19 protein-coding genes are annotated in these 19284 nt (G+C 58.9%); 15 read left to right on the top strand and 4 right to left on the bottom strand.

The window, feature by feature from the left end; translation table 11 throughout:
• Positions 1-19: 19 nt before the first annotated feature.
• Positions 20-1696 (bottom strand): cytochrome c oxidase subunit I, encoded by a 1677-nt coding sequence (ctaD, locus tag RSE16_04100; protein WRH76657.1) that lies wholly within the window; start codon positions 1694-1696, stop codon positions 20-22.
• Between the two features lie 18 nt (positions 1697-1714).
• The gene (gene coxB / locus RSE16_04095) at positions 1715-2842 is read right to left on the bottom strand and encodes a cytochrome c oxidase subunit II (protein WRH76656.1); all 1128 of its coding nucleotides are present in this window, start codon (positions 2840-2842) and stop codon (positions 1715-1717) included.
• A gap of 225 nt (positions 2843-3067) precedes the next feature.
• Between coxB and pyrE the strand changes: the two genes are divergently transcribed.
• From pyrE to RSE16_04035, 12 genes are all read left to right on the top strand, one after another.
• The gene (gene pyrE, locus RSE16_04090; protein ID WRH76655.1) at positions 3068-3652 is read left to right on the top strand and encodes an orotate phosphoribosyltransferase; all 585 of its coding nucleotides are present in this window, start codon (positions 3068-3070) and stop codon (positions 3650-3652) included.
• Positions 3649-4389, top strand: coding sequence for a pyridoxine 5'-phosphate synthase (locus RSE16_04085; GenBank protein WRH76654.1), 741 nt, complete (start codon positions 3649-3651; stop codon positions 4387-4389). Before pyrE ends, RSE16_04085 begins: the two co-directional genes overlap by 4 nt.
• Positions 4386-4796, top strand: a complete 411-nt coding sequence (acpS, locus tag RSE16_04080) for a holo-ACP synthase (protein WRH76653.1) — start codon at positions 4386-4388, stop codon at positions 4794-4796. Before RSE16_04085 ends, acpS begins: the two co-directional genes overlap by 4 nt.
• Positions 4793-5764 (top strand): signal peptidase I, encoded by a 972-nt coding sequence (gene lepB, locus RSE16_04075; protein ID WRH76652.1) that lies wholly within the window; start codon positions 4793-4795, stop codon positions 5762-5764. The genes acpS and lepB overlap by 4 nt, the downstream gene beginning before the upstream one ends.
• 16 nt (positions 5765-5780) lie before the next feature.
• A complete protein-coding gene (locus RSE16_04070; GenBank protein WRH76651.1) occupies positions 5781-6050 on the top strand; it encodes a hypothetical protein in 270 nt (89 codons plus the stop codon).
• A gap of 126 nt (positions 6051-6176) precedes the next feature.
• Positions 6177-8294, top strand: coding sequence for a hypothetical protein (locus RSE16_04065; GenBank protein WRH76650.1), 2118 nt, complete (start codon positions 6177-6179; stop codon positions 8292-8294).
• Between the two features lie 37 nt (positions 8295-8331).
• A complete protein-coding gene (locus tag RSE16_04060) occupies positions 8332-10167 on the top strand; it encodes an ABC transporter ATP-binding protein/permease (GenBank protein ID WRH76649.1) in 1836 nt (611 codons plus the stop codon).
• A 91-nt stretch (positions 10168-10258) separates the two neighbouring features.
• Positions 10259-12037, top strand: a complete 1779-nt coding sequence (recQ, locus tag RSE16_04055; GenBank protein ID WRH76648.1) for a DNA helicase RecQ — start codon at positions 10259-10261, stop codon at positions 12035-12037.
• A 5-nt stretch (positions 12038-12042) separates the two neighbouring features.
• On the top strand, positions 12043-12471 hold the full coding sequence (locus RSE16_04050; protein WRH76647.1) for a TIGR01244 family sulfur transferase: 429 nt from the start codon (positions 12043-12045) through the stop codon (positions 12469-12471).
• Between the two features lie 3 nt (positions 12472-12474).
• Positions 12475-12885, top strand: a complete 411-nt coding sequence (locus RSE16_04045; protein WRH76646.1) for a hypothetical protein — start codon at positions 12475-12477, stop codon at positions 12883-12885.
• Positions 12885-13790 carry a sterol desaturase family protein gene (locus RSE16_04040; protein ID WRH77294.1) on the top strand — a complete coding sequence of 302 codons (906 nt, stop codon included), beginning with the start codon at positions 12885-12887 and terminating at the stop codon, positions 13788-13790. The genes RSE16_04045 and RSE16_04040 overlap by 1 nt, the downstream gene beginning before the upstream one ends.
• Before the next feature lie 52 nt (positions 13791-13842).
• The gene (locus RSE16_04035; protein ID WRH76645.1) at positions 13843-15429 is read left to right on the top strand and encodes a GMC family oxidoreductase N-terminal domain-containing protein; all 1587 of its coding nucleotides are present in this window, start codon (positions 13843-13845) and stop codon (positions 15427-15429) included.
• Positions 15430-15491: 62 nt separating this feature from the next.
• Here the strand turns inward: RSE16_04035 and RSE16_04030 are convergent, their stop codons facing one another.
• Both RSE16_04030 and RSE16_04025 read right to left on the bottom strand, forming a co-directional pair.
• Positions 15492-15650 carry a helix-turn-helix transcriptional regulator gene (locus RSE16_04030; GenBank protein WRH77293.1) on the bottom strand — a complete coding sequence of 53 codons (159 nt, stop codon included), beginning with the start codon at positions 15648-15650 and terminating at the stop codon, positions 15492-15494.
• A 59-nt stretch (positions 15651-15709) separates the two neighbouring features.
• On the bottom strand, positions 15710-16132 hold the full coding sequence (locus RSE16_04025) for a hypothetical protein (protein ID WRH76644.1): 423 nt from the start codon (positions 16130-16132) through the stop codon (positions 15710-15712).
• A gap of 124 nt (positions 16133-16256) precedes the next feature.
• Here RSE16_04025 and panB point away from each other — a divergent pair, with 124 nt between their 5' ends.
• The 3 genes from panB (at position 16257) to RSE16_04010 (ending at position 19274) form a co-directional block, all read left to right on the top strand.
• On the top strand, positions 16257-17123 hold the full coding sequence (panB, locus tag RSE16_04020; GenBank protein WRH76643.1) for a 3-methyl-2-oxobutanoate hydroxymethyltransferase: 867 nt from the start codon (positions 16257-16259) through the stop codon (positions 17121-17123).
• A 77-nt stretch (positions 17124-17200) separates the two neighbouring features.
• A complete protein-coding gene (locus RSE16_04015) occupies positions 17201-17944 on the top strand; it encodes a tetratricopeptide repeat protein (protein WRH76642.1) in 744 nt (247 codons plus the stop codon).
• Between the two features lie 4 nt (positions 17945-17948).
• On the top strand, positions 17949-19274 hold the full coding sequence (locus RSE16_04010) for a PQQ-binding-like beta-propeller repeat protein (GenBank protein ID WRH76641.1): 1326 nt from the start codon (positions 17949-17951) through the stop codon (positions 19272-19274).
• Positions 19275-19284: the final 10 nt, after the last annotated feature.

Genomic DNA, 19284 nt, shown 5'->3' with positions numbered 1-19284 from the left:
GGAGGAGAGCATTTTCGGCTTACTTGATCACCGGCAGCGTTTCGAACTGGTGATAAGGCGGCGGGCTGGTCAACGTCCATTCGAGGGTCGTTGCACCTTCACCCCAATAATTGTCTTCCGCCTTGCGACCAGCGACAAGCGACCAGATCACGTTGACGAAGAAGATCAGAACGCCAACGCCCATTACGGCATAGCCATAGGACGCGATTTCGTTCCAGTGCGCATAGGCTTCCGGATAGTCGGGATAGCGACGCGGCATGCCCTGATTTCCGAGGAAGTGCATCGGGAAGAACAGCATGTTCACGCCGATGAAGAATACCCAGAAGTGGAGATGGCCGAGGAATTCGCTCAGATGGCGACCGCTCATCTTGCCGAACCAGTAGTAGAAACCGGCGAACAGCGAGAAGACGGCACCCAGCGAAAGCACATAGTGGAAATGCGCGACAACATAATAGGTATCGTGCAGGTTATCGTCGATACCGCCATTGGCAAGGACGACACCGGTCACGCCACCAACGGTGAACATGAAGATGAAGCCAAGAGCCCAGACCATCGGGGTCTTGAAGCTGAGCGAACCGCCCCACATGGTTGCGATCCAGCTAAAGATCTTGATGCCGGTGGGAACGGCGATCACCATCGTTGCCGCGGTGAAGTACATCTTCATTTCGACGCTCATGCCGATCGTGAACATGTGGTGCGCCCAAACGACGAACCCGACCACACCAATCGCAACCATCGCATAAGCCATGCCGAGATAGCCGAAGACCGGCTTGCGGCTGAAGGTCGCAACAATCTGGCTGACGATGCCGAAGCCGGGCAGAATCATGATGTACACTTCGGGGTGGCCGAAGAACCAGAAGAGATGCTGGTAAAGGATCGGGTCACCACCGGCCGCTGCATCAAAGAATGCACCGCCGAAATTGCGGTCAACGAGCAACATGGTGATAGCGGCCGCAAGAACCGGAAGGGCGAGCAGCAGCAGGAATGCCGTGACCAGAACCGACCAGACAAACAGCGGCATTTTATGCAGGGTCATGCCCGGCGCACGCATGTTGAAGATTGTGGTGATGAAGTTAACAGCACCGAGGATCGACGCAGCACCTGCAAGGTGGAGTGAGAAGATCGCCATGTCGACTGCGGGGCCGACCGAACCGCTGGTTGAAAGCGGTGCATAGACCGTCCAACCCGTACCGGCACCATAGCCCGTACCACCCGGAACAAAGCTTGATCCAAGGAGCATCAGGAACGCAACGACCGTCAGCCAGAAGCTGATGTTGTTCATGCGCGGGAACGCCATGTCGGGCGCGCCGATCATCAGAGGCACGAACCAGTTGCCGAAACCACCGATGATTGCAGGCATGACCATGAAGAAGACCATGATCAGGCCGTGCGCAGTGATGAGCACGTTCCACATGTGATAGGCTTCATCGAGGCTGGCAGCACCGCCGCCAACCATCGAATTGTGCCAGCTCGCCCAGGTCTGGAGATACTGGATGCCGGGCTCGGCAAGCTCAAGCCGCATCAAACCCGAAATCCCGCCGCCAATAATGCCGGCAAAGATTGCGAAGATCAGATACAGCGTTCCGATATCCTTGTGGTTGGTGGACATGAACCAGCGGGCAAAGAAGCCCGGCTTATGGTCAGCGTCATGCGCATGATCATGGAGATCAGCGGGATTGGCGGCGATTGTCGTCATGTGAGTCGACCTCTTGTCTTATTGTGCAGCAGGCGCCGGAGTGGCGGCCTTGGCAGTTTCAGTAGCGGCGGGTGCAGCAGCAGCCGGTGCGGCAGCGGCAGGAGCCGCAGCGGGAGCAGCAGCCTCAGCCGGCTTTTCGCCCGGCATCGCGCCACCCTTTGCCTTCACCCAAGCCGCGAATTGCGCGGGCGGAAGCGCCTCAACCACGATCGGCATGAACGCGTGACGTGCACCGCAAAGTTCAGAGCATTGGCCAAAATAGACGCCCGGCTTTTCGATCAGCAGCGCCTTTTCATTCAACCGGCCAGGAACGGCATCCAGCTTGAACCAGAGCGAGGGCACCGCAAAAGCGTGAATGACGTCAGCAGCGGTGGTCTGGATGCGCAGCGGAACGCCGGCCGGCACGACCATGCGGTTGTCGACCGCAAGCAGCTTCGGACCGTCATTTTCGGTACGGAAGCGCTCACCGGCATTCACGTCGGCCTGCTCCTTGAGCATGTTAGATACAACTTCAAAGCCGCCATGGTCGGGATAGGTGTAACCCCAATACCATTGATAACCAGTCACCTTCACGGTCACCGCCTCCTTGGGGGCGGGCTTGAACTGCTTTGCGAGCAGGTCGAGCGAGGGGTACGCAATACCAAGAAGGATCAGCACCGGAACCAGCGTCCAGATCACCTCAATCGCGGTGTTATGCGTCGTCTTCGAAGGATTGGGGTTTGCCGCTCGGCGATAACGAACGATCACCCAGAGGAGAAGGCCCAATACGAAGAGCGCAATGGCAATGATGATCGGCAGCAGGATCACATTGTTGATCCATTTTGCATAATGGCCATTGGGGCTGAACTGTTCCTGGAAATCGACGCCGCGCTCATGCGGCATACCAACGCTGTTGGCATAATCAGGAGCCAGCGGCGTGTAGCCGGGAAGCGAACCATCATCGGCAGCAGCAGGTGCGGCGGCGGCATCTGCAGCCGGCGCGGCAGGCGCCTCACCAGCGGCCGGAACGGCCGCGGCATTGCCCGGGACCGGTGCCGGCACCGCTTTTGCCTCAGCAGCAGCAGGTGCCGGGGCAGGATTCGCGGCCTGCGCCGAAACCAGCGCGGGCACCATCAGCAGTCCGCAAGCCAGAATAAATTTCTTCAAAACATTCATTACGTTAGCCCCGTAATCTTGAAACGACGTTTCCGCCACTTGCCATAACATCGCTTATCAAAAACCGCGATTTGGCGCGGCTTATAGGCGCGCTTGTCACAAGCCTCAAGCACCCGCAATAGCAATTTTTGCATTTATTTGTGCGGGTTTTCCACCTAATTGCGTTGCAAACTGCGCAACCGCAATTGCACGTCATATAAAGGCTCTCCCAAAAACATGACCGAAGATGAAATCCTCTCCGAATTCCGCGCTGCCGAAGCTTTGCTAGAAGGGCATTTCCTGCTCTCGTCCGGACGGCATAGCGCCAACTATCTGCAATGTGCGCGACTTTTGATGGATCCTGCCCGCGCGAGCCGCATCGCAATTGCGATTGCGCAGAAATTGCCGCGCGAAGTGCGCAGTGCGATCGAGGTGGTAATCTCGCCCGCAATGGGCGGCATTATCATCGGCCATGAAATGGGCCGTGCGCTTGAGGTGAACGCCCTTTTCGTTGAGCGTCCAGATGGCGTATTCGGACTTCGCCGCGGTTTTTCCATTGAACCGGGCCAGAAAGTGCTGCTGGTCGAAGATGTCGTTACCACTGGCCTTTCATCGCGTGAAGCAATCAAGGCCGTTGAAGAAGCCGGCGGCGAGGTGATCGCGGCGGCATCCATCATCGACCGGTCGGGCGGCACAGCTGATCTGGGCGTGCCCTTCTACCCTCTGATCGAATTGAACTTTCCGACCTACGCGCCCGAAGAGGTTCCTGCCGAACTCGCCGCCATTCCGGCGACGAAGCCCGGAAGCCGCAAGATCGCATGAACCTAATGCTCCGCCTAGGCGTCAACATCGATCATGTCGCCACGATCCGCAATGCGCGCGGCGGCGATCACCCTGATCCGATGCGGGCAGTGCGTATTGTCGAGGCAGCGGGCGGCGACGGAATCACCGTCCACCTGCGCGAAGACCGGCGGCATATCCGTGACACCGATCTCGATGCGATCATGGCGCAAGCGCAGTTGCCGGTGAATCTTGAAATGGCCGCGACCGAGGAAATGCTGGCGATCGCGTTGCGTCACAAGCCGCATGCCGCCTGCATCGTCCCCGAACGTCGCGAGGAGCGCACGACAGAGGGCGGGCTTGATGCGGCGGGACAACATAATCATCTCGCGCCGATCGTCACGCGGCTGCTTGATGCGGGGATCAGGGTCAGCCTGTTTATCGAGCCCGAAGCGCAACAGATTGAGGCGGCGATGCGACTGCGTGCCCCGGTGGTCGAGTTTCACACCGGCCGCTATGCCCATCTGTTTCTCGACAATGATGGCCCCGGCGTGGAACGCGAACTGAAACGTGTCGGCGATGCCGCCGCGCTGGCCGCGAAAAATGGTATCGAGCCGCATGCCGGCCACGGCCTGACTTTTGAGAATGTCCAGCCGATCGCCGCCATCCCCCAACTCGCCGAACTGAATATCGGCCATTATCTGGTTGGCGAGGCGATCTTTATCGGGCTGGAAGAAAGCGTGCGACGGATGCGCACGCTGATGGACGCCGCGCGGTGATCATCGGGCTCGGCTCCGACCTTTGCAATATCGAGCGGATCCAGAACTCGCTGGATCGATTTGGCGAACGGTTTAAGGCTCGCGTCTTCACAGATGTCGAAAATGCGAAAGCCGCCAAACGCCCGTTCACAGCAGCAGGCACCTACGCCAAGCGCTTCGCCGCCAAAGAGGCGTTTAGCAAAGCCGTAGGCACTGGTTTTAAGCGCGGCGTGTTCATGAAGGATATCGGCGTCATCAACGCACCCTCAGGGGCACCGACTCTCGCCTTGACCGGCGGCGCGAAAGCACGGCTCGACGCGATGGTTCCGGACGGCTATGAGGCCCGGATTCATTTGACGCTGACCGACGATCACCCTTGGGCGCAGGCCTTTGTAATCATCGAGGCGGTAGCGATAGCGAGAGCATGAGCAGTTTGACCCCTGAACTTACCCCCGAAGACAAGAATAATGCCGTTCCAGAAGCTGCAGCGGCGCGTCCGGAAGCCGAAAAACCCGGCTGGGCCGCAAGCCTTTGGGCGGAGCTGAAAGGGCTGTTCTGGTTACTGCTGGCGGTACTCGGCTTTCACAGCTTCATCGCAAAACCTTTTTATATCCCCTCAATATCAATGATGCCGACGCTGCTGGTCGGCGACCGGCTGTTCGTTTCCAAATATGCCTATGGCTGGAGCTTCGTTTCACCGACGATTCCGAACCCGGTGGCTCTGTTCCGCTGGCTGGTGCTGCGCGATGAAGTGGATTCGCTCGCCTTCACCGTTCCCGAAATGAAGGGCCGCATCTGGGGATCAATGCCAGAGCGCGGCGATGTCGTGATCCTGACTCCTGAGGACAAGAATCAGGATTATATCAAGCGCGTGATAGGCATGCCGGGCGATCTTTTCGAAATGCGCGACGGCCAGATTTTCCTCAATGGACGGCCTGTTCGTCAAGAGGCGCAGCCGGCAAAGGATCTGGCAGTCGATGCCAATAATCCATGCACCGAAATCGACTTTCCCGGCGCATTGGCGCAGGAAGCCGACGGTTCACTGCATTGCTATGTGACAATCGTGCGCGAAACGCTGCCCAACGGCGTCAGCTATGACACGATCGATGCCCGTCGCGGTACAACCGACGATGTCGCGCCGCTGCGCATTCCGGCCGGGCATTTCTATCTTCTGGGAGACAATCGTGACAACAGCGCCGACAGCCGCGTCGATGCGCCGATCGGGCTTGGCGGCCCGGTCGCATGGGAGCGGATTGGCGGACGAGCGGAAATCATCACTTTCTCGCTCGACGGCACGACCGGACTAAGCCCGCTGAGCTGGTTCTCCTCCTTCCGCGGCGGCCGGGCAGGTACCAGCCTGCGCCCAGAAAAGGCCGAACCGGCAACTGCGCAATGATTGAGGCGGGCGACAGATGTTCCTGATCGCCTGCTTCGTCCTCGGCGTCGCCAATTTCGCGATGCACAAGGCAGTAATGGAATCCGGCCATCCCTTTGTTGAGGATACCAAGCTGTATTTTGGCCGGCATTTTGGCCGAAACGGAAGCTATATGGTTGAATATATACTTCTTCTGGGAGCGCTGTTTTTCGCCCATGCCAATTCCGGCCTCATATTCGGGCTATATGCCGGATACACGCTGTGCAACGCGATCGCAGCCTGGATGCTTTTATCGCGCCGGATGTAGTTGGTCCCTGACCATTGGCCGCTGATCGAATGCGGCTTCATTCCAACATCATGCAAAACTAGGGCAACGCCAAGGGAGCGCAAACGGGCCGAAAGAAAGCCTGCAAACCTTGGTTTTGGAGAGGGAATGACCGTTTTCTGCGCCCGTAACGGCCTTACCGCCGCTGCCAGCCTGTTGGCGCTCGCCACCGCGCACCCGCTGCGCGCGGAAAGCAGTCCGGCAAATACAGTTGCTGCGCCCCTTACCCTGCCATCCGGCGCAACCGGCCTTGAACCACAGCTGGAGAATGGCCGCCAGATCTATCTCACCAGCCAGTTTGAACGCTTTGCCCCGCAGACCGCGCTCGACATGGTACGGCAGATTCCAGGCTTTTCGATCACACAAGTCAGCAACGATCGCGGGCTGGGTGAAGCCAGCCAGAATGTGCTGATCAACGGTCAGCGCGTCACTGGCAAAAGTAATGACGCCGAAACGGCACTGTCGCGGATCGCGGTATCGTCGGTCCTGCGTCTAGAAGTCGCGGATGCGGCCACGTTCAACGTTTCGGGCATCAACGGACAGGTGCTCAATATCGTCGCGCGTGAAGGCAGGCTGAAGGGCAATTTTGCGTGGCGCGGCGAAACGCGCGAAAAGATTGGCGCGAACGGCAGAACCGGCGAAGTCAATCTTTCGGGCCGTCTGGGCAAAGGCGATTTCACCCTTGGCTTGAGCAATGATGATGGCTTTCGCGGCGGCGCATGGGGCGAGGAGTTTACGCGGGCCGCCGACGGCACACTGCTCTATACAAGGGCAATTGAGGCGCGGAACCGCGGCGACCGCCCCCGCCTTGCCGGCAGTTACAATCTGAAAGCCGACAACGGTAATATCTTCAACATCAACGGTGCACTCGAATTTTTCCGTTTTCGCAGAAAGAGCGACTTTGTCCGCTTCGCCCCAGGCACCCCGGATATCGATGAATTGCAGCGCAGCCGAGAAGATGAATGGAATTATGAACTTGGCGGCGATTATGAATTCGGGATCGGCCCTGGCAGGTTGAAACTGGTCGGCTTCCGCCGGTTTGAACATAGTCCGATCACCAGCGAATTCCGGCGCGATTTCATCGACGGCACGCCGCCGCAGGGCCAGCGATTTGAACGCCGCATCGATGAAAGCGAAACGGTCGTGCGTAGCGAGTATCGTTGGAAGGCGGGGCCGGCCGATTGGCAAGTGTCGCTGGAAGGCGCGCTCAATTATCTCGACGCAGAAGCGGAGCTATTCCAGCTGGCAGGCACCGCCTATCAGCCGGTGCCGGTGCCCGGCGCAACATCACGCGTCGAGGAAAAGCGCGGCCAGGCAATTCTGGCCTATGGGCGCCCGCTGTCACCGACGCTGTCGGTCCAGGCAAGTATCGGCGGCGAATATAGCCAGCTCGGCCAGACAGGCGCAGGCGGATCGAACCGCACATTCTGGCGCCCAAAAGCTTTTGTGGCATTGAGCTGGAAAGCAACGTCCAACCTCAGTTTTTCAAGCAAGTTCCAGCGCAAGGTCGGCCAGTTGAGCTTCTTCGACTTTCTGGCCTCGGTTGATGTCCAGAACGGCAACAATAATGCCAACAATCCCGAGCTCGTACCGCCGCAAAGCTGGCTTTGGGAAAATGAAGCAAATTGGTCACTTGGCAAAGCTGGTTCGATCAAGTTCAAGCTCGACGGTGAACTGATCAGCGATCTTGTCGACCAGATCCCGATCAGCCTGACCGAGGAAGCCGTAGGCAACCTGCCGAGCGCGAAGCGGTTGCGCGGCGAGATCAACGGCAGTTTCGTTTTGGATGCGATCGGTTTCAAGGGCGCCAAACTGGATGCCCTGCTCGCCCTGCAAGCAACCAGCGTGCGTGATCCGCTGTTGCTTATCGGCCGACCGATCAGCAATCGCGGACGCAGCTATTGGAACATCGATTTCCGACACGATATCCCCGATACGCAATGGGCGTGGGGGCTGTTCGCCGAAGATAATTACGACAACGGATTTTACCGCCTCGATTATTTCGGCCGTGAATCCCGGACAGGGCCGTTTGTGCAGGCCTATATCGAGCATAAGAATGTGCTGGGCCTGAAGGTACGTGGAACCGTGATGAATCTCGCGGGGCAGCGGGAACATTCGCGTGAGATCTTCTACCTCAATCGTCGCAATGGCCCCGTCGATTTCACCCGACAGGGCGATTACCGTTATGGCACTTTCTACCGGCTGAACGTCAGCAGCACTTTCTGATCCTGAATTCCGGGCCTATAGGGTTCCGATGCAGGGAATGACGGCAAGCGCAAACGAGGGCGAGGGGGACGATAAGGCTTCGCCCAAGCCTGACGCGACATTTGCGACGTTGAAGCGGTTTCTGCCCTATCTTTGGCCAAAGGACATGACGGCGCTTCGCGTGCGGATCGTCATCGCGATGCTGCTGGTGCTCGTGTCCAAGGGTGTTCAGCTCTCCATGGGCTTCGTCTATGGCGCGGCCGTCGACCAGATGAAACCAGGGCTGGAAGACGCGGTCTGGCTCGCAATCGGGCTGGTGGTCGCCTATTCCGGCGCGCGATTCGGCGGCGTGTTGTTCGATAACATCCGCAATGTGGTGTTCGAACGCGTCGGACAGGATGCGACCCGCCGGCTGGCCGAACATACCTTTGCCCACCTGCACCGCCTGTCGATGCGATTCCATATGAACCGCCGTACCGGGGCTGTTACCAAGGTGATCGAACGCGGCACCAAGAGCATCGACATCATGCTCTATTTCATGCTGTTCAATATCGCCCCGACGGCGATCGAACTGACCGCTGTGCTGGTAATCTTCTGGATCAAGTTCGGCTTTGGCTTAGTCGTCGCGACGATCGCCATGGTGACCGTCTATATCCTCTTCACCCAAAGAGTGACCGACTGGCGCAACAAGCTGCGCGAGGAAATGAATGAGCTGGATACGGCAACGGTCGCGCGCTCGGTCGACAGCCTGCTAAACTATGAAACCGTCAAATATTTCAACGCCGAGGATCGCGAGTCGGAATATTATGCAAAGGTCGCGCACCGCTATGCCGAGGCAGCGGTCAAATCGGAAAACTCGCTCGCCTGGTTAAACATAGGCCAGTCACTGATTACCAATTTGATGATGGCGGGCGCAATGGGCTATTCGGTTTGGGGCTGGTCGCAGGGCAAATTCTCGACCGGTGACGTTGTGCTCGTCAACACCCTGCTCGCCCAGCTTTTCCGTCCGCTCGATATGCTCGGCATGGTCTATCGCACGATCCGCCAAGGACTGATCGACATGGCCGCAATGTTCGACCTGATCGATACCGAGGCTGAAATCGTCGACAAGCCCGGCGCAGTTGCCCTGAATGTGAGCGGCGGTGAACTGCATTTTGAAAATGTCACCTTTGGCTATGACAAGGATCGGCAGATCCTGAATGGACTGACGCTGACCGTGCCGCCGGGCAAAACACTTGCCGTTGTGGGCCCGTCCGGTGCCGGGAAATCGACGATCGCGCGGCTGCTTTACCGCTTCTACGACGTGACCGGCGGCCGGATCACGATCGACGGGCAGGATTTGCGCGACGTGACGCAAGCTTCGCTGCGATCGCATATCGGCATAGTTCCGCAGGATACCGTGCTTTTCAACGACAGCATCGGTTACAATATCGGCTATGGCCGCGAGGGTGCCGACCAGCGCGATATCGAGGATGCAGCTCGCGGTGCCCAGATCCACCATTTCATCGCCGCCCAGCCGCGCCAATATGAAACGCAGGTGGGCGAACGTGGACTGAAATTGTCTGGCGGTGAGAAACAGCGCGTGGCGATTGCCCGAACGCTCGTCAAAAATCCGCCCATATTGATCCTCGACGAAGCGACAAGCGCCCTCGACAGCCGGACTGAGGCAGAGATACTCGACACACTTGATGCCGTAGCAAAGGCACGCACCACGATCGTTATCGCGCACCGGCTTTCGACCGTGGTCGATGCAGACGAGATTGTCGTGCTCGACGCAGGGCGAATTGCCGAACGCGGGACCCATGCCGATCTGCTGGCAAGCAACGGGCTTTATGCCGAAATGTGGACGCGCCAACAGGCCGAGAAAGAAGCGGAACCTGAAGCCGCCGCATAACGGGGCTCGGGCACGACTATCCACAAGCTAGTGATCGATCAGGCATGAGCGGTCTGTTCTTGGGCGGATTTCCCGCCTAGCGCCTCGGGCGATGGCCAGCACACCGCTCAATTCCAGTCCTGCAGATGTGCTGCACCGCGTTTTCGGTTTTCCTGCCTTTCGCGGCGTGCAGGAAGATGTCGTCAGTCGCACGCTGCAAGGACAAAGCACGTTGGCGGTAATGCCCACGGGTGCGGGCAAATCGCTTTGTTACCAGTTGCCCGCAGTGATTCTCGATGGCACCTGCATCGTAATTTCGCCCCTGATCGCCTTGATGCACGATCAATTGCGCGCCGCGAGCGCTGTCGGAATTCGGGCCGCAACATTGACTTCAGCCGACAACAATAGGGCGGAAACGATTACCCGGTTCCGGGCAGGTGAGTTGGACCTGCTATATGTAGCGCCCGAACGTGCCTCGACCGCCGATTTCCGGGCCTTGCTCCACGAAGCAAATATCGCGCTCTTCGCGATCGACGAGGCACATTGCGTATCCGAATGGGGCCATGATTTCCGCCCCGACTATCGCTTGCTTCGTCCGATGATGGACGAATTTCCAGATGTCGCGCGATTGGCGCTGACCGCAACGGCGGACGAACACACCCGCGAAGACATTGCGCAGCAACTGGGCATACCCGAAAGCGGGACCATCGTTTCCGGCTTTGACCGGCCGAACATCCGCTACGCCGTTACCAACAGCACAAACAAGGGGTCGGCGATCGCTTCTGCGGTGCGGCGGTGGCGCGGTGCCGGGATTGTCTATGCAACGACGCGCGACCGTGCGGAGAAACTGGCGGAATTGATCGGGCGCAGTGGGCGGCGTGCCGCCTATTACCACGCGGGAATGGACCCGGCTGCGCGTGCAGCGGCACAGGCGGAATTTGTCGCATCCGAAGATATGGTGATGGTCGCAACAGTCGCCTTTGGCATGGGCATCGACAAGCCGGATGTGCGCTTCGTGGCCCATGCCGGCATCCCCAAATCGATCGAGGCCTATTATCAGGAAAGCGGTCGTGCCGGCCGTGATGGCGACCCGGCTGTTGCCCATCTTTTCTGGTCAGCAGGCGATTTCAGCCTCGCACGCGAACGGCTGAAGGACGTGCCTGAAGTCCGACTGCTGGCCGAAAAGGCACGGATCGACGCCTTGTCGGCTTTGGTCGAGACCGCCGGCTGCAGGCGCGCGATACTGCTTCGTCATTTCGGTGAAACCCCGCCGCATCAGTGCGGCAATTGCGACAATTGCCTCGATGCACCCGGCGTGACCGATGCGACCGAGGTAGCGCGCAAGCTGCTTTCCGCGGTTTATCGCACCGGACAAAGCTTTGGCGTCGGGCATCTGGAAAAGGTGCTGCGCGGGCAGAGCGATGAACGCATATTGGCGCGCGGCCATGACCAGCTTTCGGTGTTCGGCATCGTCGATACCGCGGAAGCGACGCTGATCCGGCCGGTCGCCCGGGCCTTGCAGGCGCAGGGGCATTTGGGCGCCAATGAACATGGCGGTTTGCGGCTGGCTGGCGGCGCGCGATCTATCCTGAAGGGCGAACACAAGATCGAGATTGTCGTACCACCCAAGCCTAAGCGGGAGCGGGCACGCGAAGGCAACCCAGCCGACGATCCGCTGTTCGAAGCGCTACGCGCCAAGCGACGCGAACTTGCCGAAGCGGCGGGTGTGCCACCCTATGTGATCTTTCACGACGCCACCTTGCGCGAACTGGCACAGCGGCGGCCAAAGGATCCTTCAAATATTGCGATGATCAGCGGTATCGGCGCACGTAAGCTGGAAGCCTATGGCGAAGCCTTTCTGTCTGTAATAAGGGGGTTTGCAGAAGGATGACGCACATGTTCCGCAAAATCACCGATGGCATCTATGCCTCCCCGCAAATCACCGCTGACCAGATCGCCGAGGCAACCGCTTTGGGGATCAAGCTGATCGTTAACAACCGGCCCGACGGCGAAGGCGACGACCAGACGCCGGGTGAAGAAATTGAGGCAGCCGCACGGGCGGCGGGCATGGACTATGTCGCAATACCCGTTACCCATTCAGGCTTCAGCGAACCGCAGGTCAAGGCGATGGCCGATGCACTGGATACAGCGCAGGGCGGTGTCCTAGCCTATTGCCGGTCGGGCACGCGATCAACGTTGCTTTGGGCGCTCGCCGAAGCATCGCAGGGCGGCGATCCCGACGCACTTACCAACATGGCCGCCAAGGCGGGCTATGATGTCAGCCCAATTCGTCCGCTCATGGACATGCTTAAAGCTCGGGCCTGAATTTTGGACGGGGCGCTATTCGAAATTGTAAAACTGGCCGCATCGCTGATCTCGATCCTGTTCGTGGCATGGATGGTACGACGCATGGGTTTGGGCGGCGACATGCGCATTCGTGATGAAGCCCATGCCAGCGAACTTGCCGAACAGGCGCTATGCGGTTTCGAAGCCGTCGACATCGCCATCGACCGCGCAGGGATTGGCGCGTTGCTTCGCGATGCACAAGGCAGGCAGATGGTTTTGCGCCGCCATGGCGCGCAATTTGTCGGACGGCTGCTCGATAGCTCCACCGAATCGCGGCTGGACCAGAATTTCCTGACGATCGGTACGAGCGACCGCCATTTCGGCAAGGTAACGCTCAACCTGGGTGAACGCGCGCAGGCCTGGGCCGCAGGGTTGCGAAGGATTCAAGCATGATGGTGAAACTGCCCAATCCGATTGATTTTGCAGTTCCGGTTTTCGTCCTGCTGATCCTCATCGAAATGATATGGGCGAAGCGTAATGCCCCCGAAAAATATGAACCGCGCGACACGCTAACCTCGCTAGCCTTCGGCGTTGGAAGCACCGTAGCGGGGGCGTTGACGGCGGGGTTGGTCGTCGCATTGTTTTACAGCGCCTATCAATACCGCCTGTTCGATATCGGCTGGATGTGGTGGGCGTGGATCGTCTGCTTTGTAGTCGACGATCTTGCTTATTATCTGTTTCATCGCAGTGCGCATCAGGTCCGCTGGTTCTGGGCAAGCCATGTGAACCATCATTCGAGCCAGCATTACAACCTGTCGACCGCGCTGCGGCAAAGCTGGACCGGTTTCATAGCGCTAGGCTTCATCTTCCGCCTGCCGCTGGTGCTGATCGGTTTTGATCCGGCGATGGTTTTCTTCTGCGGTGCAATCAACCTCATCTACCAATTCTGGATCCATACCGAGGCGATCGGAAAGCTGCCGCGCTGGTTCGAATATGTCATGAATACGCCGAGCCATCATCGCGTCCACCATGCGACCAACCCGCGCTATCTCGATTCCAACTATGCCGGCACCTTCATCATCTGGGATCGAATGTTCGGCACATTTGTCGAGGAAGTGGACGGGGAACCGATCCGTTATGGCATTGTCCGCCAATTGGGCAGTTTCAACCTGCTGTGGAGCCTGTTCCACGAATGGGTGGGAATTGCGCGCGACCTATGGTCCGCGCCCTGGCGGCATAAACTGGGCTATCTGTGGAACCCACCCGGCTGGAGCCATGACAATAGCCGCGACACATCTGAAAGCATCAAGGCGCGTTGGACCGAGCGCCAGCAAAATCAGGCAACGCCCGCAGAATAGCGATTGCGAAATTTAACCGCCTGATTAAGTCCTGATTGCAAGAGGAGTAGTCATGGACGAATTTGACATCATCGTAGTTGGCGGCGGATCAGCGGGCAGCGCAGCGGCCGGCAGGCTTGCCGAATCTGGCAAATATAAGGTCTGCCTTGTCGAGGCCGGCGGGCATAACAACACCATCCGGGTAAAGACGCCGGGCTTCATGCCTTTCATCCCCGATGCGTCAAACTATCGTTATGAAACCGTGCCGCAAAAGGGGCTGAACGGCCGGACCGGCTATCAGCCGCGTGGTCGTGGCCTGGGCGGGTCAAGTGCGATCAATGCGATGGTCTATATCCGCGGCCACGCCTGGGATTATGACAATTGGGCTGCGCTCGGCTGTGCAGGCTGGGCCTATGACGACGTGCTGCCCTATTTCAAGAAATCCGAAGGCAATGAACGGGGCGGCGATGCCTTTCATGGCGACAAGGGTCCGCTCAACGTCATGGACCAACGTTGGCCCAATCCGGGCAGCTTGGCTTTTGTCGAAGCTGCGGCGGAGCTGCAATTGCCGCGAACTGACGACTTTAACGGCTCTCAGCAGGAAGGTTTCGGCCTTTATCAGGTCACGCAAAAAGGCGGGGAACGCTGGTCGGCGGCGCGCGCCTATGTCGAGCCAGCCAAGGCAGCCGGCAAGCTGGAAGTCATCACCGGCGCGCTGACCGAGCGGATCATCGTCGAAGAAGGCCGCGCGACGGGCATCGTCATTCGCCAGGGCAACAGCCGCAGGACGCTGAAAGCAGGCGGTGCGGTGATCCTGTCGGCCGGTGCCTTTGGCAGCCCCCAGATATTGCAGCTTTCCGGAATTGGCCCTGCAGATCATCTGCGCAGCCTGAACATTGATGTGATGTGCGACAAGCCGGCAGTGGGCGCCGATCTGCAGGACCATATCGACTATGTATCGAGTTTCCAGACCGCATCGACCGAACTGTTTGGCGACAGTCTGGCAGGCACATGGCGGATGGCAAAGGCAGTGATCGAGCATCGGCTGAAGCGCACGGGCATCATGACCACCTGTTTTGCCGAGAGCGGCGGTTTCTGGAAATCGTCACCCGATCTGCCCGCGCCCGATATCCAATATCATTTCGTGCCCGCGATGCTTGAAGATCATGGGCGCGAGAAAGTGAAAGGCCATGGCTATAGCATCCACGCCTGTGTGCTGCGCCCCTATAGCCGGGGCACGGTGCGGCTGGCCTCGGCAGATGCTGCGGTTGCACCGCTGATCGACCCGGCCTTCCTGACCGACGACCGCGACCTTGAAACGCTGAAGGCGGGCGTCCGGTTGACCCACCGGATAGTCGAGGCACCGTCGCTCGCGGCCTATAAGGGCAAGGATCGCTATGTGACCGCTGTTGATGATGATGCAGCGCTGGAACAGTTGATTCGCGACCGGGCGGACACCGTCTATCACCCTGTTGGCACCTGCCGCATGGGCAGCAATGCAGACGACGTCGTCGATACCCGCCTGAAGTTCAGGGGGATTGAAGGGCTTTATGTCGCCGATGCGAGCATCATGCCGCGCCTGATATCGGGGAACACCAACGCGCCATCGATGATGATCGGTGAACGCGCGGCCGATTTTGTCACGGCCGACCTCGGCTGACCGTCATTGCAGCGATTGGGAGGGGCCTTACCTCTTCCAATGCGCGGCGGGCAGAACCCGGATCAGTCGTCGCGCCAGCGGAAAACATCCTCGAGCGGCTTGTCAAAGACCCGCGCAATGCGAAAGGCTACCTCAAGGCTGGGCGAATATTTGCCCTGTTCGATCGCGGCGATCGTCTGTCGGGTAACACCGACACGGTCGCCAAGATCGCCTTGAGTCATCTCGGCGGCAAGGAAACGCAGCGTCCTTATGTCATTGTCGAATGGGAGTTGCGCCACGATCAATAGCCCCGCCGGTAATAGTAAAGTTGTGCGCCTACACGGACCAGTTCCGCAAGCACCAGCGTTGCCATCAGGATGTTTACCGACCAGCCGTACATCAGTCCGTTGATCATGGCGAAAATATTGGCCCACACTCCTAGGACCAACGGATAATAGGCCGCATGCGTACCTTTCAGATGGATCAGCTTTTCACGCTCATCCTCTTTCAGATTGGCTTCTTTCGGCGTGCGGATGGCAAAATAGGCGCTGCCTGCAATCATGGGCACCAAGAAGATGATGGTGGTCGGAAACAGCATCCAGACCGAGGTCAGCATGCCCATGCGGGTATTGGCGGTGGCCCATGGATAGGACAGGAAGTACCAACCAAATCCGGCAATCAGCCCGGCAAGGGCGACCCAGTGGATTTTCTCACGAAACGACATATCGAACTCCATGTTACTTGATTCTCACACTATGTTATATGTTTTTAACATTGAGTCAATGTTTTTCGACAAACATAAGGTTCGCTCTTTTGCCACCCCGTGTTAGTCGCTAAGCGCTTGCGCCATGTCGACGACGCCAAAAACCTTCACCATGCCGGTTTCCACCAGCCGCGCGAATCCGACACCACAGCCGATGAAGCGCCTTACCGTGCCGCGCATCCGGCAACGAAAGGGCGGCGAGCCATTGGTAATGCTGACAGCCTATACTGTCCGTATGGCACAGTTGATGGACCCGCATTGCGACATGCTGCTGGTCGGCGACTCGCTGGCGCAGGTGATTTACGGCCTGCCGCATACCGTTGCCGTGACCATGGAAATGATGGCGTTGCACGGCGCAGCGGTGGTGCGCGGCAGTTATCATGCCGCCGTGATTGTCGACATGCCCTTTGGCTCTTATGAGGCATCGCCGCAGCAAGCCTTTGAAAATGCCGCCCGCCTGCTCAAGGAAACCGGCGCTGCGGGCGTGAAGATGGAGGGCGGCAAGGTCATCGCGCCGACCATCGAATTTCTGACACAGCGCGGCATACCCGTGATGGGCCATGTCGGGCTGACCCCGCAGGCGGTCAACATCCTTGGCGGCTATGGCGTGCGCGGCAAAAGCGCAGAAGAAGCTCGTGCAATCGTCGAGGATGCCGAAGCCGTAGCAAAGGCCGGTGCGTTTGCGCTGGTGATTGAGGGCGTGCTCGAGCCGATCGCTATCGAAATCACACAAAAGGTCGCCTGTCCCACCATCGGTATCGGCGCATCAGCGCAGTGCGACGGCCAGGTTCTCGTGGCAGAGGATATGCTCGGTCTGTTCGATCGCGTTCCCAAATTCGTAAAGCGCTTTGGCGAGATGCAGGAACATGTCGACGATGCCGTGAAAAAATATGCCGATGACGTACGCGCCCGCGTCTTCCCCGGCCCCGAACAGCTCTACCAACCCGAATAGCGTCATGCCGCGCCTTCGCACTGGCATCTGATGGCCAGCATGGCTAAGGACGCGGTAATTGTTTTTAGGAGGCCATAGTGGCACTGACACCCACCGACCGGCGCGATGCAAGTGACGAAGCCTTTCTGCGCGAAGTCGATGATGCCGTTCGCGCCGGCGATCTTGCCCATTTCTGGACACGCTATGGTCGCTGGATGCTGTTGGCGATTGTTCTTGGCCTCGCGGCTTTTGGCGGCTGGATCTATTGGCAGAACCAGCAGCAGGCCGCCGCCGAGTTACAGGGCGAGAAATTCGTACTCGCAGTCGAAAAACTGCAGGGCGGTAATCTTGCTGCGGCCAAAGCGGACCTGGGCACGCTGACTACGGCCGACCAGCCTGGCTATCGCGCCATGTCGCAAATCCTGCTCGCCAATATCGCGGCGGCAGAGGGCAACAGCAAAAAGGCCGTTGCTGACTATGCAAAGATCGCGAAGGACGAAAGCCTGCCAGAGGCATTTCGCAACCTCGCGCTGATCCGCCAGACGACAACAGAATATGAAACGCTCAGTCCGCAGGCGGTGATCGACCGCCTCAAGCCGCTCGCCAAGCCAAATACACCATGGTTTGGCAGCGCGGGCGAGATGACTGCACTGGCCTATATGAAAATGGGCAAGGACGAACTGGCCGGCCCAATTTTTGCCCAGATTGCCAAGCAGGAAGATTTGCCCCAGACATTGCGTGCCCGTGCGCAACAGATGGCAGGGGCTTTGGGGGTGGATACCGTTCAGCTTGACGCAAAGCAGACGGGTGCATCGGCAACCGATGCAAAAGAGGGAAAATAGGCCTGTGAAGACAAATGCAAAGATTCTGGCGTCGCTGAGCGTTCTGGCCCTGCTCGGCGGCTGCGCTGCCTTGGGCGGAAAGGGACCCAAGGACACGCCGACGATCGGCAAGCGGATCGACATATTGGGTACCGAAGCAGATAGCGTCGCCGACCCCAATCTTGCCGGTGTGTCCGTCATCCTGCCGCCAGCAGCCACCAATGCAAACTGGTCGCAACCCGGCGGCAATGCCGCCAAATCGCCCGGCCATCTGACCCTTGCCGAGGCACCGCAGCGCGCATGGAGCGTGCAAGTCGCAGGTGCAAGCAATCGCGAACGCCTTGCCGCGACGCCGATAATCCATGACGGCAAGGTCTATGTGATTGACACTGCGGCGACCGTCAGCGCGTTCGACGCAACCAATGGTGCCAAGCTTTGGGGCACCCAATTGGAAGTCAATAAGGACGGCCGCCCGTCACGTTTTGGCGGCGGCGTCAGCACCGATGGCACAACCCTTTTCGCCACCAATGGCGTGGGCGATGTCGCCGCACTTGATGCCAGCAATGGCACCGTCCGCTGGACGAAACGTCCGGCTGGTCCGCTGCGCGGCGCGCCGACACTCTCCAACGGCAATGCCTATGTGATGACGCAGGATAACCAGATCTATGCGGTGCGCATGGTCGATGGCGAAGCCCAGTGGAATGAGGCTGGTCCGATTGGCGCGTCCGGCATTTTCGGAGTTGCCGCCCCGGCAGCCGCACAAGGCACGGTGATCGCGGGCTATTCAACCGGCGAACTCGCCGCCTATCGCTATGAAAATGGCCGCAGCCTGTGGAGCGACACCCTGTCGCGCACGGCAATGTCGACCAGCGTCTCGACGCTGACAGATATTGACGCAGACCCGGTCATCGACCGTGGCCGCGTTTTCGCACTTGGCCAGGGCGGCCGGATGGCCGCCTATGAATTGGTCACCGGGCAGCGCATCTGGGAAATCAACATTGCAGGCATTTCGACCCCGGTCGTATCGGGCGAATGGGTGTTCGTGATGACCAGCGATGCAAAACTGCTCTGTGTGCAGCGCACCACCGGCAAGATCCGCTGGATTTCTAAACTGCCCCGCTATCGCGACGAAGAAGACAAGACTGGCGTCATCACCTGGCGTGGACCGGTGCTTGCCAATAATCGCCTGATCGTTGCCAGCAGCCATGGTCAAGTTTGGTCGGTTTCGGCCGGCGAAGGCTCGGCAAGCATGTTGGTAGATATCAAACAGCCAATTTCGGTTGCGCCTGTGATTGCGAACAACAGCCTCTACATTCTCGACGACAGCGGACGCCTCACCGCGTTTCGTTAAGCAAGAAAGC

This window comes from Sphingobium sp., from assembly GCA_035196065.1.
GTDB lineage: Bacteria > Pseudomonadota > Alphaproteobacteria > Sphingomonadales > Sphingomonadaceae > Sphingorhabdus_B > Sphingorhabdus_B rara.
This window is presented reverse-complemented; position numbering and strand designations above follow the sequence as displayed.

Bases quoted from the DNA above. Each gene is read 5' to 3' on its own strand.
- ctaD (WRH76657.1), bottom strand. From the start codon at position 1,696: ATGACGACAATCGCCGCCAATCCCGCTGATCTCCATGATCATGCGCAT.
- pyrE (WRH76655.1), top strand. From the start codon at position 3,068: ATGACCGAAGATGAAATCCTCTCCGAATTCCGCGCTGCCGAAGCTTTG.
- RSE16_04085 (WRH76654.1), top strand. From the start codon at position 3,649: ATGAACCTAATGCTCCGCCTAGGCGTCAACATCGATCATGTCGCCACG.
- lepB (WRH76652.1), top strand. From the start codon at position 4,793: ATGAGCAGTTTGACCCCTGAACTTACCCCCGAAGACAAGAATAATGCC.
- RSE16_04070 (WRH76651.1), top strand. From the start codon at position 5,781: ATGTTCCTGATCGCCTGCTTCGTCCTCGGCGTCGCCAATTTCGCGATG.
- RSE16_04065 (WRH76650.1), top strand. From the start codon at position 6,177: ATGACCGTTTTCTGCGCCCGTAACGGCCTTACCGCCGCTGCCAGCCTG.
- RSE16_04060 (WRH76649.1), top strand. From the start codon at position 8,332: ATGACGGCAAGCGCAAACGAGGGCGAGGGGGACGATAAGGCTTCGCCC.
- recQ (WRH76648.1), top strand. From the start codon at position 10,259: ATGGCCAGCACACCGCTCAATTCCAGTCCTGCAGATGTGCTGCACCGC.
- RSE16_04050 (WRH76647.1), top strand. From the start codon at position 12,043: ATGTTCCGCAAAATCACCGATGGCATCTATGCCTCCCCGCAAATCACC.
- RSE16_04040 (WRH77294.1), top strand. From the start codon at position 12,885: ATGGTGAAACTGCCCAATCCGATTGATTTTGCAGTTCCGGTTTTCGTC.
- RSE16_04035 (WRH76645.1), top strand. From the start codon at position 13,843: ATGGACGAATTTGACATCATCGTAGTTGGCGGCGGATCAGCGGGCAGC.
- RSE16_04030 (WRH77293.1), bottom strand. From the start codon at position 15,650: ATGACTCAAGGCGATCTTGGCGACCGTGTCGGTGTTACCCGACAGACG.
- RSE16_04025 (WRH76644.1), bottom strand. From the start codon at position 16,132: ATGTCGTTTCGTGAGAAAATCCACTGGGTCGCCCTTGCCGGGCTGATT.
- panB (WRH76643.1), top strand. From the start codon at position 16,257: ATGTCGACGACGCCAAAAACCTTCACCATGCCGGTTTCCACCAGCCGC.